Genomic DNA, 15,231 nt, shown 5'->3' on the forward strand with positions numbered 1-15,231 from the left:
GTGGTCCAACGCATAGTCGAAGCCGCGAGTATCGAATCGCTCGATCCATCGGCCATTCCGCGTTTGCGCATGCCGGAACGCGCGACGATCTTCTCCGCGCGCGCCGCGCGTCTCGTGCAGCTTGCGCAGGCGGGCAATCCCATCGCCGGTTATCTGCGTCTGATGGCCGCGCTCGCCGATGCCCAGCAGCGTGTGCTGACCCGGTTCGATGCGCCGATGCCTTCACGCGCATCGATCGAGCTGAATCAGCGTCATTCGATGCCCATCGTCCCCGCGCTGACCGACGATCGCGATCCCGCGTGGCGCGACGTGCTGCTCATGCTGCTCGATAGCATCGAAGCGGCGGGCGCGCTGACGCCGGCGCTCGCGCAACTCGTCGCCCGTCTGCGCGCGCTCGATGCCGCCGCGCTCGACGCGCAAGCCAATGCCATTCTCGCGCTGCGCTTCGCCGAGATCGATCCGGCCGCCGCACCCTTCATCGCGGCTGCGTTGCAGGTCGTGTGGACCGATCTCGCGAGCCGCATCGACATGAAAGACGTGCCGTATCTCGACACGCCCGGCGTCTGCCCGGTGTGCGGATCGGTGCCGGTCGCGAGCATCGTGCGCGTGGGCGGCGCGTACGAAGGTTATCGCTTTGTGCAATGCGGCCTGTGCGCGACGGAACTGCACGTGGTCCGCGCGAAATGCACGAATTGCGACTCGACCAAAGGCATCGCCTATCACGTGATGGGAACCGGCGACGAACCCGAGGAAGAAAAAACCGCGAAGGCGAGAAGTGCGCCGCTCAAGGCGGAGTCGTGCGATGAATGCGGCACGTATCGCAAGATCGGCTATCAGGAGAAGGCCTACGATTTCGAGCCTTACGCCGACGATCTCGCGAGCCTCACGCTCGATCTCCTGATGGGCGATGCGGGCTTCCGGCGCGCGGCGCCGCATCCGTGGCTGTGGCCCGAACACACGGAAGACGATCGATGAGCGACGTCACGGGCGGCGACGGCAGCGAACTGCGCGCGTTGATGGCTCGAGTGCCGTCGGTGGAGCGCGTGCTGGCATCGGCGGAATTCGGGGCGGTGATCGCCGCCTACGGGCGCACGCAGACGCTCGCCGCCTTGCGCGCGACGCTCGATGCATGGCGCGCCGACGCCCAAACGGGCCGCGCTTCCGTCGATGCACTGAGCGATGCGCAACTCGCGCATGCGGTCGATGCGCGACTCGCGAAGCGCGCACGCAGCAACGTGCGCAGCGTCTTCAATCTCACGGGCACGGTGCTGCATACGAATCTCGGCCGCGCGCTTCTGCCCGACGAAGCGGTGCGCGCCGTGGCCGACATTCTCACGCGCCCCGCGAACCTCGAATTCGATCTCGATACCGGCGCGCGCGGCGATCGCGACGATCTCATCAACGAACTGATTTGCGAGCTGACGGGCGCCGAGGCTGCGACCGTCGTGAACAACAACGCGGCGGCGGTGTTGCTGACGCTCTCCGCGCTCGCGTCGCGCAAGGAAGTGATCGTGTCGCGCGGCGAACTCGTCGAGATCGGCGGCGCGTTCCGCATTCCCGACATCATGAGTCGCGCGGGCGCGAAACTGCGCGAAGTCGGCACGACGAATCGAACGCATCCGAGAGACTACGACGAAGCGATCAACGCGAAGACGGCGCTGCTGATGAAGGTGCATTGCAGCAACTACGCCGTGAACGGCTTCACGAAGGAAGTCACGCTCGCGGAACTCGCGCCGATCGCGAAAGCGCGCGGATTGCCGGTCGTGGTGGATCTCGGCAGCGGCACGCTCGTCGATCTCACGCAATGGGGCTTGCCGCGCGAAGCGACCGTGCGCGAGACGATCGCGGCGGGCGCGGACCTCGTCACCTTCAGCGGCGACAAGCTGTTGGGCGGGCCGCAAGCGGGGCTGATCGTCGGCCGCGCGGTTCTCATCGCGAAGATCAAGAAGCATCCGCTCAAGCGCGCATTGCGCGTCGGCAAGCTGACGCTCGCGGCGCTCGAAGCGGTGCTGCGGCTTTACCGCGCGCCCGAAACGCTGCGCGAGCGTCTCACGACATTGCGTCTGCTGACGCGTCCCGCCGATGCCATGCGTCTCGCCGCCGAGCGCATCGAGCCTGCGTTGCAGCGCTTTATCGGCGATGCCTTCACGGTCAGCGCCGAGCCGATGTTCAGCCAGATCGGCAGCGGCGCATTGCCTGTCGATGTGCTGCCGAGCTACGGCCTCGCGGTGCGCCTCGCGAGCGGCAAACGGCCGGGCGGACAACTGAATCGCATCGAGAAGCGGCTGCGCGAATTGCCGCGGCCGGTGATCGGCCGCATCGCGGACGGCGCGTTGCGGCTCGATCTGCGTTGTCTCGAAGAAGCCGATGAAGCCGCGTTCGTCATGCAACTGGACGCGCTCGAATGATCGTCGGCACGGCGGGGCATATCGATCATGGCAAGACGACGCTCGTGCGCGCGCTCTCCGGCGTGGACACGGATCGGCTGAAGGAAGAGAAGGCGCGCGGCATATCCATCGAACTGGGCTACGCGTACGTGCCGCTGAGCGATGGCGGCGTGCTCGGCTTCATCGACGTGCCCGGACACGAGAAGCTCGTGCATACGATGGCGGCGGGCGCGTGCGGCATCGACTTCGCCTTGCTGGTGATCGCCGCCGACGATGGCGTCATGCCCCAGACGCGCGAACATCTCGCGATTCTCGAACTGCTCGGCGTGACGCGCGGCGCGGTCGCGGTGACGAAGGGCGATCGCGTGGAAGCGTCGCGCGTGCGCGATGTTCATGCCGAAATCGCCGCGTTGCTCGCACAAGGCCCGTTGCGCGACGCGCCCGTGTTCGACACCGACGCGACGAGAGACGATGACGCGGGCGTCGCCGCACTGCAAGCGCATCTGCACGACGCCGCCGCGCACTGGCGCACGCGTCGCGACGACGGCTTTTTCCGGCTCGCCGTCGATCGCGTGTTCACGTTGACGGGGCAGGGCACGATCGCCACCGGCACGGTGTTCGCGGGCCGCGTGAATGTCGGCGACATGCTCGCCATTGCGCCGCGTGAATCGTGCGGCGAGCCCGTGCGCGTGCGCAGCATTCACGCGCAGAATCGCGCGGCACAGACGGGCCGCGCGGGCGAACGCTGCGCGCTCAATCTCGCGGGCATCGAGAAGAACGCGCTCGCGCGCGGCGACTGGATCGTCGATGCGCGGCTCGCGCGTGCATCGGAGCGAATCGATGTCGAGCTGAGCTTATTGGAGGACGCGCAACTCACGCTCACGCATTGGGCGCCGCTGCATGTGCATCTCGGCACGACGCATCGTGTCGCGCATGCCGCGCTGCTGGAAGCGGACACGCTCGCTTCGGGCCAAACGGCGCGTGTGCAACTCGTGTTCGATGCGCCCGTCTGCGCGTTGCCCGGCGATCGCTTCATCGTGCGCAATGCGCAGGCGAGCCGGACGGTGGGGGGCGGACGCGTCCTCGATCCGTTCGCGCCCGCGCGCAAGCGCCGCACGCCGCAGCGCCGCGCATGGCTCGATGCGCTCGTCGCGATGCTCGAAACGGGCCGCGCCGACGCGCTGGTCGACGAAGCGCCGTATGGTTTGCCGCGCTCGCTGATCGAGCATGTGTGCGGACGCAGCGTGTCACCCGAACGCGTGCGCGCGGTGTCCACGCACGACGACACGCGCTACATTGCAGCGCGTCACTGGGATGCGCTGACCACGCGGCTGCTCGATGCGCTCGCCGCTTTCCACGAACGTTTTCCCGATGAACAAGGCCCCGACGCCGCGCGACTGCGCCGCATGGCCGCGCCGCTCGCGCCGGATGCGTTGTGGCGCGCGCTCGTCGATGACGCGGTGGCGAGCGGCTCGATCGCGAAGAGCGGGCCGTGGCTGCATCTGCCTTCGCATGCAGTGACGCTCGACGAAAACGAGGAAACGCTCGCGCGCGCGGTGCTTGCATCGCTGGAGCAGGGGCGTTTCGATCCGCCGTGGGTGCGCGATCTCGCGAACGCGCACGGCGTCGGCGAAGACGAGATGCGCCGGCTCCTCAGGAAGCTCGCGCGGCGCGGCGACGTATTTCAGGTCGTGCGCGACCTGTTCTATTGCCGCGCGTCGATCGGCGCGCTGGCGCAACTCGTCGCGCAAGCGGCGCAATCGCAGGGCGGCGCGGTCGGCGCGGCCGCTTTCCGAGATGCCAGTGCGCTGGGCCGCAAGCGCGCGATACAGATTTTGGAGTTCTTCGATCGGGTTGGGTACACTCGATTCCACCGCAACCTGCACCTCTTGCGCGCCGATAGCCGCTGGCACGAGTCTGTCTGACGATTGCGCGCTGTCCACACCGTTGGCGCCCTTCGTCTGTCCAACACGATGGAGCATCTCTACTTCAGGCTGTTGCATCTCATGTCGAGCTACCCCGAGTGGGCGCTCGCGGCGGTGCTGCTTGCATCGTTTCTCGAATCGGTCGCGTTCATCGGGACGTTCGTGCCGGGCAGCACCGCGATGTTCATCGCGGGCGCGCTCGTCGGCGCGGGCGCGCTGAATCTCGGCTGGGTGTTCGTCTGTGCGATCGCGGGCGCCATCGCGGGCGATGCTGCGAGTTTCTGGTTCGGGCAGCACTATGCCGACCGGATCGCGCAGATGTGGCCGTTCCGCTCGCATCCGGGCGCGCTCGCCGCCGGCAAGAAATATTTCGATGCGCACGGCGCGAAGAGCGTCGTGCTCGCGCGCTTCGTCGCGCCGATGCGTGCGGTCGTGCCGGTCGTCGCGGGCGTGACGGGCATGACGCCGTCGCGCTTTCTCGTCGTCAATATTCTGAGCGCGCTCGTCTGGGCGCCGACGCATATTCTGCCGGGCGTCGTGTTCGGCGCGTCGATCGAACTGGCGGGCGCGGTGTCGATCCGGCTCGTCGTGATCCTGATCGTCGTCGCGGCGCTCGCGTGGATCGTGTTCAACCTCACGCGCGTGATCGTGTCGCACGCGATGCGCTGGACCATCGCGTCGCGCGACGCCTTGCTCGCGTGGGCGCAAAAAGGCAGCGGCCTGGCCAAGCGCCTCGTCTCGCGCGCGCTCGATCCCGGCAATCCGGCGACGGGTCTCATCGTCATCATTTCCGTGCTGCTGCTCGCCTCCGCGATCCTTTTCTTCTCGGTGCTCGCGAACGTGGCGCGCGGCGCGTCGATCGTTCAGGTCGATGTGTCGATCTACCGGCTGCTGCAATCCTTCCAGTCGACCTGGACCGACTCGATCCTCGACGCCGCCGCGACGCTCGGCAGCACGCCGACGCTGCTCGCGCTCGGCGCGACGGTCATCGTGTGGATGAGCATCGAGCGGCGCTGGCGCACGGTCACGTACTGGGTCGTCGCGGTGGTGTTTTCGCAATTGCTCGTCGCGGTGATCCGCTTCACCGCGCACGAGCCGACTCTCGTGTCCTTCGCGCCGTCGGAGCATCGCTTTCCGAGCAGCGACGTCGCGGCGACCGTGGTCATCTACGGCTTTCTCGCGTTCCTGCTGCTGCGGCGCGTGGGCATGCTGACCGGCGTGTTCATCGCGATGGCGACCTCGGCCATCGTCACGGCGGTCGGTCTCGCGGGCCTGTACTTCGGCCGCTTCACCATCTCCGACGCGCTCGGCAGCGCCGCGCTCGCCGCCGTGTGGGTCTTTCTGATCGCGCTGACGGCCGTCTGGCGCAATCCCGGCAAGCCGACGCCGAGGCCGCTGATGCCGGTCGCCGTGCTCGCCGTGATCTGCGCGAGCGTCGCGCTCCAAATGAGCGACGATACGGAGGCGCATAGCGTCGTGCCGTCGACCATTGTCATCACGCCGGTTCAATGGACCGATTCCGTGTGGCGCACGTTTTCCTGCTATCGATCGAGCATGGAAGGCGATCGCCGGGAGCCGATCAGCGTGCAGTGGGCCGCGACGCCCGAGCAGATTCGCGCGCAACTGGCGTCGCGCGGCTGGACGGAGGTGTCGCACGTGAGCCTGAAAAGCGTGCTTTCGGTGGTGATGCCGAACGCGCCCGCGATCGCGCTGCCGGCGCTGCCGCGCCTGAACAACGGCGAGCCGTCGAAGCTCGTGTTCGCGCGCTCGGTGCGCGGCGCCGACGAACGCGACGTGCTGCGCTTCTGGCCGACGCATTACGAAGTGCGCCAGGCCGCGGGCACGCCGCCTGCGCCGATCTGGCTCGGCTCGGTCGTGCACGAGCGGCTGCGGCGTCCGTCGTGGCCGTTCAACGTGTTGCGGCCGGACCGGCGCGTCGACCCGATGGCCTTTGATCATGGCGAGGGCACGCCGTGGCGCGGCATCGAAATTGCGAGTAGCGCGGGATGTGGAAGCGTTCCGGTGATGCTCGTCGAGTCGAGGTCCGAATGAGGTTGCGATCGAGAGGTGCCGGTTGATCCAGATTCCGCCGTCGGCGATCGTGCAATGGGGCAGCGCGGCCGTGTTCGCCAACGTCCTGCTGACGCGGCTCGGCGTGCCGCTGCCCTCCGCGCCCTTGCTCGTGTTCGCGGGCTCGGCGGTGGCGAGCGGACGCCTCGCCTTCGCGCACGTGCTGTTCGCGGCGCTGTGCGGCGCGCTGCTCGGCGACAGCGTGTGGTTTTCCGCCGGGCGCATCTACGGGCGGCGGCTCGTCGCGGCGCTGTCGCGGCGGTCGTATGCGGTCGATAACGGCATGCGCACGACCGGCGAACTATTCGAGCGGCACGGCGCGCCGATCGTCGCGGTATCGAAATTCGTGCCGGGACTCGGGCTCGTCACGCCGCCGCTGATGGGCACGACACAGATCGCCGCCTTCGCATTTTTCTTCTGGGATACGGCCGGGATTGCCGCGTGGGCGTCGTTCTGGATTTTGGGCGGCGCACTTTTCGAGCGGCAACTGCATCTCGCGGTGCTGGCGCTCGAATCGCACGGCGCGACGGTGGTCGATCTGCTCGTCGCGGCGGCGCTGCTGTATTGCGTCTATCGGCTGATGCGGCGGCGACAGCCGCGTTCGCACGATGGCAGCGGGTGAGGGCGCGCCGTTATAATCGGACGCCCGGTCGGAAACTGGCTGGGATGCTTCTTGGTGGTGGTTCGTCGTGGTTCCCGAAAGGAAGGCATCCGTATCCGGTGGTGCGGCCGGGCTTCAAACCCGGTTGGGGATGTCAGACATTCCCAGGTCGGTTCGACTCCGGCTGCCTTCCGCCAGAAGGCTTCGCGGCAGACCGGCAACCCTCGAAAGTCAGCCGGTCCTTTTCCGCAATCTGGACTCTTTTCCGCAAAACTTTTAGCGGGTCGGCTTGACTTTGTCGCCGCGACGCTTGCGCACGTAGTGCTCGGTCATGCTCACAGACGTGTGCCCGAGCTGCTTTTGCGCCTGTCTGATGTCGCCGGAACTGTCGGTTTTGTCTGTGCCGGCTTTCGCTCGCAGGTCGCGGAAGTGGAAGTCATCGTCGGCGACGCCGGCTGCGCGGCGGGCCTCTCGGAAGCGTCGCTGCAACGTGTCGAGCGTCATGCGCTGGCCCTGCTCATTGACGATGATCGCCGTGCTGACGACCTTCAATCCGGCCTTCCGCGCGCGAATCCGATTGAGCACCGTTTGCAGCTCGCCTGAAACCTCCATGCGAAGGCGCTGCTTCGTCTTGCCTTGCTCGATGTGCATAAAGCCATCGCGGATGTCGCGCTCGTCGTGCCGCAGCGTGTCCTGCGGGCGCTGGCCGGTGAGGTAGGCGAGATCCATTGCGTCGCGGGTCGGAATGTCCGCCTTGTCGTAGACCTTCCAATAGGTCTCATCTTCCACGTAGATGTCGCGGCCGAACTCGACGTACTTCTTGATCCCGAGGCATGGGTTCGCAGCCTTCGTCAGACCGCTCTCGCGCGCATAGTTGAACGCGTGCGACAACACTTCGACGTCGCGATTGGCGCGCACTTGACCTGCCTTCGGCGGAATCTGGCGCTTCTTCGACTCGTACCACTCGATGGCCTTTCGGCACCGCCAGTGCATGTACTGCTTGACATGCATCGGCTCGATCTCGTCCAGCGGTGCGTCATCGCCGAAGAACTCCAGCAACAACACGATCTGCTCGAGGTTGTCCTTCTGGCTGCGCGGCGCCTTCGTCGGGATGACGTCACGGATGTATGCGTCGAGCGCGACACGAAGCGTCGGCTCCAGACCCTTCGGAACCTGCGCTTGCTCGATCTCCGACCACCGCTTCACGGCGAGGATGAAGTCCTTGCCGAGCGGCTCTTCGTGTCGCGGCGTGCCGCCGTGGTCATAGTAGTAATAGGTGCTCTTCCCTCGATGGCGAGCACGCATGCCTGGCGGCAGATTGGTATTTCGAGTTGGCTTGCGGCCCATGCTTTCATCCGGCGATCATCATTCGCGGTTGCCACTTCTTCTTCGGCAGGTCTTCCGACTTGCTGCGTCCCTCGATCGCGGCGCGCGCAATGATCGGCTTGCCGCGCGCGTTAGTCCAAAACGGGATGCCGGAGCAACGGAGCCATTCGGCCTGCAATTCCTCACGCGTCTTGCCGCGTCGGCCTACCTTGACGCCGGTGAGTTCGGCGACTTCTTCCGGGCTAAGGAAAGTGTCACTCATCATTGTTCTCCAGATACGCGCGGCTGACGCGCATGAATTCTTCAATCTGTTTCGGCATAATCTTCGGGTGATTCGAAAACGGGCTGTTTAATATTCCCGCCAGAGGAGGAAAAATAATGGACGAGGCGCATTCGAAGAGACCGGATTCAGATGCTCAATGGTATCTGTACAAGTGCGGTCAACTTTTCGAGAGCACCATATTTGATTCACGGCATGTTGCCGACCCTCTCTTCGAACCGGCGGTAACGCAACTTCTTATCTGGTTGCACGATCTCCTGCAGAGAGCCGATGACTTGGATGCTCGGGTTTCTTTTCGGGACGACATCGCAGACGCCCATGGAGACGTTACTGACCTGATAAGTAAGATGCGTAATGCGGCATGCCACATTAGGAGCAAGAATGGAGCGCTGGATTTCGGCGTCTTTCGCTTCGCCGTTATTTGTGGCGAACATCGCACGGCGTTGGTCATTGACGGTCAGGCTACGGGAAGCGAATATCCGGACGACATCGCCGTTTTCTACGGACCTTATCGCATGTATCTCAAGCGGCATGCGGCTCGTGCGGTAGAAGCCCTGGGCGCGATATTCGGATCTATTCCTCACGCGTAGCACGAGGCCCTCCCTTGCTCGCGGGAGCCGATGCTCGGTTTGCCATGTCTTCGTGCATCGCTTTCCATGCGGCCAGTACGATGTCCTCGCTGAACGTGCCGTCGAGCTCCATGCGCGTGCCGCGCGCGGTGCGGATGGAGAACACGACGCGCGTGTCGCCGGCCTTCGGAACATCGCGGCCGATGCTTGCCTTGAACTGGCTCATCCCTGCTTCTCCTTGGCAATAGCGGCGTCGCATGCCTCATCAGGCGTATCGCCTTGGCCGCATGCGATCACCTTGCGATTCGGGTCGTCGTCGCGACTGTTCGAGCAGATCCACGCCATCCATCCGGTGCGGCGCGTGTACGCTAGTTCGAAGTACGCGTAGTCGTTCTGCTCCAACTCTTCGGCGTGCCGCGCGATCAGGCTTCGAATCGCATCCTTCTCCATCCCCGCGATCCGCTCGCGCAGCGCGGCGATCTCGGCGGAGGGGTGAAGATAGAGCGGCGTCCCGACAGGCACATCGGAAGCCTTGAATGCCGCCATCGTGAACCCGTCCGTTCCAGGCATCGTTCCGGCAAGTCCGACCGGCTCCGCCTGTCCCTCACTCACCCCTGCTGTGAGATTTCCGAACGGCTCGTAGCGCATCATCGATTCATCGAACATGGCGCATTCTTGACTGTGACCAAGCACGCCTTTGCAGGTGCATTTCAGTTCGTCACTCATTGCCGGACTCTTTTTGATGGCGGCTACCATCGAATCAGAATCTTTGTCGTAGTCGTCGTTGTTCTCAGTGACGCCCATGCTTACCGCAAACGCTCGCTTCGCTCGATACCGCGCAGCGTCCCGTGCATCCACACTCGCCCCCGCCGCATCGGCTACCGAAGGCGCGGCCGCTGTGACCGGTGTGATTTCGAAGCCCTGTGCTTTCCATCTCTCAGCAACGGCAAGACTCTGAGTGACCCACAATTTGCCATCGCTTCTGAATGCGTAACCTGTCTCGGCTACCGAAGGCGCGGAGAGTGTTTCATTGGCTAGTTCGATTTCGCGTGCCGTGTGCTCGATCAATTGCTCGCGAGTCATTGGAGCGGCTACCGAAGGCGTGGGAGGGGCGGCGAGATAGATCGGTGCGAGATCAAGCCCCGGTCTGAATTCAGGTTCCACGCGGCACATGAAGGGCGCTTGCTGCGCCTGCCGCAAATGGTCCATGCGAATCCACCCGTCCGGCTTCGCCCCTGCTGTGTCGGCTCTGCTCGCGTAGAGAAGGGCACTCAGCCGCTCACCATGCTTCCGGTTGCCGATGTCTTCTGAGCGGGACAGCCAGTCAGCCGCGTATTGAATCGATGCGATTTGATCTTCAGTCATGTCGGTTCTCAAAAATGGTGTCGGCGGTCAGGCGGCGTCAGTCAATCGATACCGTGTCGAATAGTTCGAGCTGGTCGGCGGTGAAGGCTTCGCAGCTTTCCGAGCACCCGCCGTCCGCGTCGGCGTCTTCCGGCAGCACGCGGAAACCTTCAGCAGCGAGGCGCGCGGCAAACATTTGGTCAGTCGATCGCCCAAGACGGAAGAACACCTTTCCTTCGCCCGTGGATCCAGCGCCGGTATGCGGGTAGAGCTGCTCCATCCGCGTAGGCGTAGATCGGACGAAGCTTCAGTTCTCGATTGCAATGCGGGAAGTTCCGGTTCGGGATTCCGTACTTGCGGATGATCTGCTCGTATGGCTCCCCGGCGCGAGATGCGGTATCGAACGTCACTTGTCGAAAGCTGGTCCCCTTGCGGGCTTCATGGATGACTTCAGCCTCGACCCAAACGAGATTCAGACCGAATTCCTTGTCGCAGCGATCGACGAAAATCAGCGTGTTCTCGTGCTCCTGTCCGGTGTTGGCGAACACGAACAGCAGCTCATACTTGTCGGCGTACTTCGCCTTCAACAGCTTCGACATATACGCCGACGTCCGGCCGCCAGAGAAGCTAACGAGTAAGCGCGGCTTTTGATTCATGTTCTCTCGCAATAGGTGTTTCGCCAATCCAGACCGTCACTCGCATTCCGGTGATTCCCGCGACCATCTCCACGAATCTCTGACAGAGCGCGTGCGTCTGCTGTGTCGTCGGCTTCCGAGCGAGCCCTATGCCTTCGAGGGATTCGAGCAGCGCGCGGAAGGTGGGGAGCAAGCGGGTCATTCTTCGTCCGGCGGATCTGCGAGCCCGGCCATGATTCGCGCCTGGTGACGCGGGTATCCTTCCTCGACCAGATCTTCGAAGCGCTGCCAGTCCTGATCGATGCCGGGGTAGTAACAGTCGGCGCACCAGCGGGAGCCGAATACCTGCGTTTCCTTGCCGCACTTCTGGCAGCGGCAGGTGATTCGATCGTTCATGCTAGGATCTCCACGGACGGCGACAGGAGTGTCGAATGGACGAAAAAGAATTCGTTGACCAAGTGCTTCGGCTCGCGCGTGAACGCGGTCTTCGAGTCGAGACAAATCGGTCGGGCCTCGAACAGATCACCTTCAACGAGACAAGCAGAAAAGCTCTGCATACGGGACATGTCGCTCGTCTTTTTCCGGAAGCCTTGGCACCCGGCCTCACGCCGCGACAGTTCAATGCACTGCTTCGGTCGATCGCCCCCGGTCGCCCCTGCACGCAAAAGGGCATGCGCGAGATCGTCGACGCTATTGAAAAGCGATGACGCCATAGCACGCTCGCTCATGCTTCCTCTCCGGTTGCCTTGGCGATCGCGGCGCGCGCTTCTGCCACGGTTTCTAGTGCCATCTGGCGAGATCCCTTGTCCATAATCAAAGTCGCGGACTGGAGAAACGTCGCCGTGGTGCGCAGGGATTCGAGCAGGTCGGGCGCGGCAGAGATCAGGCGCGCATCTGCTGCCTTGAAGACTTTGATGCCCTCAATCTCGAACCGGACATTACCTTCTTCCGACCAGTCGCCGCGCTCGACAGTCCACGGTCCCGGCGTGTGTTTCGTGCTCATGTGTTCCTCGTTTCTTCGTTATACGGCGCCGGCAGCGGCGGGCATTTCTGAGAGGTGTATCCTTGATGCTCCAGTCGATACTTATGCCCGGTCATGCTTTCTTGGCTCAGGATCGAAGCGGTTCCGTTTGGCGGCGATCTGCATTTTCACTATGTGGTCGCGGGCAAACTTGTCCGTTTTGCGGTGACGCACGGATGCCTTATCGATGTGTTCGGCTCCGACGGAGGTAAGCAGGGCGACATGGAGGTCTTCCAGCTAAACGTCCATGAAATACTTCACGTCGCAGTTCGAAAGGCTCAATGTGAGGCCCGTGGGCTCGTCGTCCTTACAAAAGCAGGTTTCACCTGCCACCCCTCACCGCGCTCCACCTGAGTTGATGACGCTGCGGGCCTGTCGCCCTTGCGAGGGGCAATCACGGTCAGGCTCGCTGCGTCATCAAGTCAGATCGCCGGATTACGCGCCGGCACGCGGTTGGTGGGAAATCAATTCGTGGACGGCCAGTTGATGCGCTTCTTCTGCTGCTCGAGCTCTGCGAGGCGGCGTTTCGCGCTGGCATCGGCACCGCGCACCAGCGCGATCGCCGCAACCATCGTCACGGAAAACAGAAGGACTACTATCTGATACGTGTTCATGGTGAGCCTTTACGGGATCGTTTTACGAGCAGTGGACGACTGTGCAGCGTTCGATTCGAGCGGCGCGGTAGTCGATCTCCGCACAGATCGCGAGATAAGCCGCCGCGACGAGAAACGTGATTCCCCGGATCTGCCAGAGCTTCACACCAGCACCCCGGCGCGGAAGGCGACGCACAGGAACCACACTGCGCCGATCGCAACACCATATAGACCGGCAACACCGATCGCCTTGTAGATCTTCTCGACGTCCTGCAGCCGCGAGATGTCGCGGAGCAGGGCGTTGTCGTTGAGAACGCGTCCCATCTTCCTGTCCTTATCCGCCGGCCCGAACGTCAGCGACGCCCGGAGCGATGATGTTGAGTGCGTATTCACGCAGGAGATGTTCGATGAGCGCGCCGGCGCCACCTTGTGCAAGGCGCTTCAGTTCGAGTAGATCGCTTGCCAGCCAGCTCATTTGCTATCTCCTGTCCACTTGCCGGACAGGAAGCCCTGAGTACAAGACACTGATCACTGCCAGTGCCCTGAGATCAGGGCTCCCGGTTTATCCCCGGAGCGCTTCGTTCAGCGCATGGAGGAATCATAAACATTGGTTTACGCAATGTCAAAACAAATGTTTATGCGCAGCAAAGAATTTTGTAACAGTCTGGAAACCTCGAATTAATCTGCTAAACAGACAGGTTCGACATTTGCTGGACGGAAGGCGCGGCAGCTTGACGCTGGAGGCCGATAATGGATCGACCGGATGACTCGAAGATCGACTACGTGGGCGCAGTTAGAGCGTGCCTTGAAAGGTGCGAGCTCCTGTTGTGCAATGAGGCCTGCTTGAAAGATGACGCCGATGCGCAGGCTCAAGCGGAATTGTTGATCCGAGACAGCGAGGCCTTATGTCCCAAGAATGAGATATTTTCGAGCTACATAGCGATGGCGCGGTCTCGCTTGGCTCTCAAACGTCCACGGCAGGCGCTGGAGACCGTCGGCCGCGCCCTCCGAAAGCTGTCTGCAGAGGCGCCCAGGTCCGCCTAATTTTTGGTCCGCAGGGGAGGCGGCATGCGAAGCCTCGACGATGAATTGCGTGCCCTGAGCAAGGCGGACGCGGACTTGATGGACGCGGATGCTCGCATTCAGCATCAGATTGACCTGATCGTTGAACTTGAGCGGGATGGCCACGACACGAGAGCAGCCAAAAAACTGCTCGCAGTGTTCCGGGAAACGCGTGCCGCAATGCAGGGACACCGCGACCTGATCGCCGAACTCGTCGAGCGGATGACGGCGGAAAGAGGGGGCTGACGCATGCTTTCGCGTGAGATCTGCGGAAGTCCTGCTTCGCGACGGGTGCAGTCTTGGGCGGCAACGAAAAACCCGCCGAAGCGGGTTCATCAGGTTGGCGGTCCAATCAACGCGCGTGGGTTCCTAGCACTTTTTGGATTAGTCGGGCCGCCACATGGCTCGTTTGGCGATGCCGGCCACGTAATGCATCTTTTCGATCTCGTCGTCCGTGAAGGCTACCGGCGGGTGCGCGTCGTTCGTGGAGATGAGGTGCGTACGGCCTGAGCGGCGATACAAGAACTCCTTGACCATCACTCGACCGTCGATCGATTTTACTAGCACCTCGTCGCCCGGCTCGATCTCATGGTTCGGCTCAACGACGACGAACTCCCCGGCCTTGATGCGAGGACGCATCGAGTCGCCTTCGCAGCGAAGCGCATAGGCGTCGGGATCGTTCGTCGGGAAATTAACGTAACCTTCGCCATGACCGACCGGATATTCCAGGTCGGCCCAGTAGCCGTTATCTCCAAGTTGTGCCATGCCAACCACAGGTATTGCCTTCCAGTTTGTTATGGGAATCGGCTGATACTCGTCCGCGAACCGAACGGTAACACCCGGATCTCCCTTTCCCTTTGTCAGCCAGACAGCGTTGATTCCGAACTTGCTCTGGAGGGCAACCGCCTGCACCAAGGTTGGCGGGTCACCTTCGGCTCGCAGCCACCTTTCGGCAACCGCCTGATCGACGTTTGCGGCCTTGGCTATATCAGTCGCGGAAAGACCGAGCGAATTTCCAGCGGCCTGGACGCGCTGTAGGGCTTCCGACCGACCAAATTCTGTTCGGGAATGATCCGCCCGTGCCTGCGTCGGCGATTGCTCGATCTGGGTTGGGTTCTGGCCGTTGTTCGGCGGATTGGAATGATGATACGCGCTTCGGATTGCCAGCCACTCGTCGCGCGTGAGGTGAGTTAGGTCCTCGGTGAGAAGTCGCTCAACAGGGAAGCCGAAGAATCTTGCGAGGTCGGAGGCGATGTCCGACTTCCGGCTTTCACGCTTTTCAAGCGCATAAATTTTTTGGCGGCCGGCAGCACGCTCTAAGCCCAGGGCTTCCGCCAAGGGCTCCAGTGCGATGTCAGCTAAGGCGCGAAGGTGCTTGACGTTCTTTCCCAGACTCATGGGCCGCATCGTATAAACAA

General features: G+C 63.1%; 20 protein-coding genes and 1 tRNA gene. 8 read left to right on the forward strand and 13 right to left on the reverse strand.

Features of this window, described 5'->3' with window-relative positions:
• The 6 genes from fdhE to AWB76_RS30870 all read left to right on the forward strand — a co-directional run bounded on the left by fdhE (window position 1) and on the right by AWB76_RS30870 (window position 7,180).
• The gene (gene fdhE / locus AWB76_RS30845) at window positions 1-975 is read left to right on the forward strand and encodes a formate dehydrogenase accessory protein FdhE (protein ID WP_061163896.1); all 975 of its coding nucleotides are present in this window, start codon (window positions 1-3) and stop codon (window positions 973-975) included.
• The gene (gene selA, locus AWB76_RS30850; protein ID WP_061163897.1) at window positions 972-2,408 is read left to right on the forward strand and encodes an L-seryl-tRNA(Sec) selenium transferase; all 1,437 of its coding nucleotides are present in this window, start codon (window positions 972-974) and stop codon (window positions 2,406-2,408) included. The genes fdhE and selA overlap by 4 nt, the downstream gene beginning before the upstream one ends.
• A complete protein-coding gene (gene selB / locus AWB76_RS30855) occupies window positions 2,405-4,312 on the forward strand; it encodes a selenocysteine-specific translation elongation factor (RefSeq protein WP_061163898.1) in 1,908 nt (635 codons plus the stop codon). The genes selA and selB overlap by 4 nt, the downstream gene beginning before the upstream one ends.
• Window positions 4,313-4,360: 48 nt before the next feature.
• Entirely contained in the window at window positions 4,361-6,364 is a 2,004-nt protein-coding gene (locus AWB76_RS30860) for a VTT domain-containing protein (protein WP_061163899.1), read from the forward strand.
• 22 nt (window positions 6,365-6,386) lie between these two features.
• On the forward strand, window positions 6,387-7,004 hold the full coding sequence (locus AWB76_RS30865) for a DedA family protein (protein WP_061163900.1): 618 nt from the start codon (window positions 6,387-6,389) through the stop codon (window positions 7,002-7,004).
• Between the two features lie 80 nt (window positions 7,005-7,084).
• Window positions 7,085-7,180 (forward strand) — tRNA-Sec (locus AWB76_RS30870).
• 79 nt (window positions 7,181-7,259) lie between these two features.
• On the opposite strand, the gene AWB76_RS30875 is transcribed toward AWB76_RS30870, so the two are convergent.
• The 8 genes from AWB76_RS30875 to AWB76_RS30910 all read right to left on the reverse strand — a co-directional run bounded on the left by AWB76_RS30875 (window position 7,260) and on the right by AWB76_RS30910 (window position 11,533).
• The gene (locus AWB76_RS30875; RefSeq protein WP_061163901.1) at window positions 7,260-8,330 is read right to left on the reverse strand and encodes a tyrosine-type recombinase/integrase; all 1,071 of its coding nucleotides are present in this window, start codon (window positions 8,328-8,330) and stop codon (window positions 7,260-7,262) included.
• Between the two features lie 4 nt (window positions 8,331-8,334).
• On the reverse strand, window positions 8,335-8,574 hold the full coding sequence (locus tag AWB76_RS30880) for a DUF4224 domain-containing protein (RefSeq protein WP_061163902.1): 240 nt from the start codon (window positions 8,572-8,574) through the stop codon (window positions 8,335-8,337).
• A gap of 203 nt (window positions 8,575-8,777) precedes the next feature.
• Entirely contained in the window at window positions 8,778-9,122 is a 345-nt protein-coding gene (locus AWB76_RS40240) for a hypothetical protein (RefSeq protein WP_061163903.1), read from the reverse strand.
• Between the two features lie 40 nt (window positions 9,123-9,162).
• Window positions 9,163-9,384 (reverse strand): hypothetical protein, encoded by a 222-nt coding sequence (locus AWB76_RS30890; RefSeq protein WP_061163904.1) that lies wholly within the window; start codon window positions 9,382-9,384, stop codon window positions 9,163-9,165.
• On the reverse strand, window positions 9,381-10,523 hold the full coding sequence (locus AWB76_RS41880) for a hypothetical protein (protein ID WP_208606632.1): 1,143 nt from the start codon (window positions 10,521-10,523) through the stop codon (window positions 9,381-9,383). Before AWB76_RS41880 ends, AWB76_RS30890 begins: the two co-directional genes overlap by 4 nt.
• Window positions 10,524-10,560: 37 nt before the next feature.
• Window positions 10,561-10,698: a hypothetical protein gene (locus tag AWB76_RS41215; protein WP_157696246.1), complete on the reverse strand. Its 138-nt coding sequence runs from the start codon at window positions 10,696-10,698 to the stop codon at window positions 10,561-10,563.
• A gap of 4 nt (window positions 10,699-10,702) precedes the next feature.
• Complete coding sequence (locus AWB76_RS30900) at window positions 10,703-11,158, reverse strand: phosphoadenosine phosphosulfate reductase domain-containing protein (RefSeq protein ID WP_074171447.1); 456 nt, start codon at window positions 11,156-11,158, stop codon at window positions 10,703-10,705.
• A 177-nt stretch (window positions 11,159-11,335) separates the two neighbouring features.
• Window positions 11,336-11,533 (reverse strand): hypothetical protein, encoded by a 198-nt coding sequence (locus AWB76_RS30910; protein WP_061163907.1) that lies wholly within the window; start codon window positions 11,531-11,533, stop codon window positions 11,336-11,338.
• Between the two features lie 35 nt (window positions 11,534-11,568).
• Between AWB76_RS30910 and AWB76_RS41220 the strand changes: the two genes are divergently transcribed.
• Window positions 11,569-11,844 carry a hypothetical protein gene (locus AWB76_RS41220; protein ID WP_157696247.1) on the forward strand — a complete coding sequence of 92 codons (276 nt, stop codon included), beginning with the start codon at window positions 11,569-11,571 and terminating at the stop codon, window positions 11,842-11,844.
• 17 nt (window positions 11,845-11,861) lie between these two features.
• Here AWB76_RS41220 and AWB76_RS30920 read toward each other — a convergent pair whose 3' ends face one another.
• The 4 genes from AWB76_RS30920 to AWB76_RS41735 form a co-directional block, all read right to left on the reverse strand.
• Window positions 11,862-12,140, reverse strand: a complete 279-nt coding sequence (locus tag AWB76_RS30920) for an XkdD/Y8K6 family phage-associated protein (protein WP_061163909.1) — start codon at window positions 12,138-12,140, stop codon at window positions 11,862-11,864.
• A 482-nt stretch (window positions 12,141-12,622) separates the two neighbouring features.
• Complete coding sequence (locus tag AWB76_RS41225) at window positions 12,623-12,772, reverse strand: hypothetical protein (RefSeq protein ID WP_157696248.1); 150 nt, start codon at window positions 12,770-12,772, stop codon at window positions 12,623-12,625.
• Between the two features lie 141 nt (window positions 12,773-12,913).
• The gene (locus AWB76_RS41730; protein ID WP_167357795.1) at window positions 12,914-13,075 is read right to left on the reverse strand and encodes a hypothetical protein; all 162 of its coding nucleotides are present in this window, start codon (window positions 13,073-13,075) and stop codon (window positions 12,914-12,916) included.
• A 10-nt stretch (window positions 13,076-13,085) separates the two neighbouring features.
• Complete coding sequence (locus tag AWB76_RS41735; protein WP_096031377.1) at window positions 13,086-13,226, reverse strand: hypothetical protein; 141 nt, start codon at window positions 13,224-13,226, stop codon at window positions 13,086-13,088.
• 593 nt (window positions 13,227-13,819) lie between these two features.
• On the opposite strand from AWB76_RS41735, the gene AWB76_RS30935 reads away from it, so the two are divergent.
• Window positions 13,820-14,059: a hypothetical protein gene (locus AWB76_RS30935; RefSeq protein ID WP_061163912.1), complete on the forward strand. Its 240-nt coding sequence runs from the start codon at window positions 13,820-13,822 to the stop codon at window positions 14,057-14,059.
• A gap of 138 nt (window positions 14,060-14,197) precedes the next feature.
• Here AWB76_RS30935 and AWB76_RS40245 read toward each other — a convergent pair whose 3' ends face one another.
• Window positions 14,198-15,211 (reverse strand): S24 family peptidase, encoded by a 1,014-nt coding sequence (locus tag AWB76_RS40245; RefSeq protein ID WP_082864567.1) that lies wholly within the window; start codon window positions 15,209-15,211, stop codon window positions 14,198-14,200.
• Between the last annotated feature and the right edge of the window lie 20 nt (window positions 15,212-15,231).

Origin of the sequence: Caballeronia temeraria, from assembly GCF_001544795.2 — a bacterium.
Classification (GTDB): Bacteria; Pseudomonadota; Gammaproteobacteria; order Burkholderiales; family Burkholderiaceae; genus Caballeronia; species Caballeronia temeraria.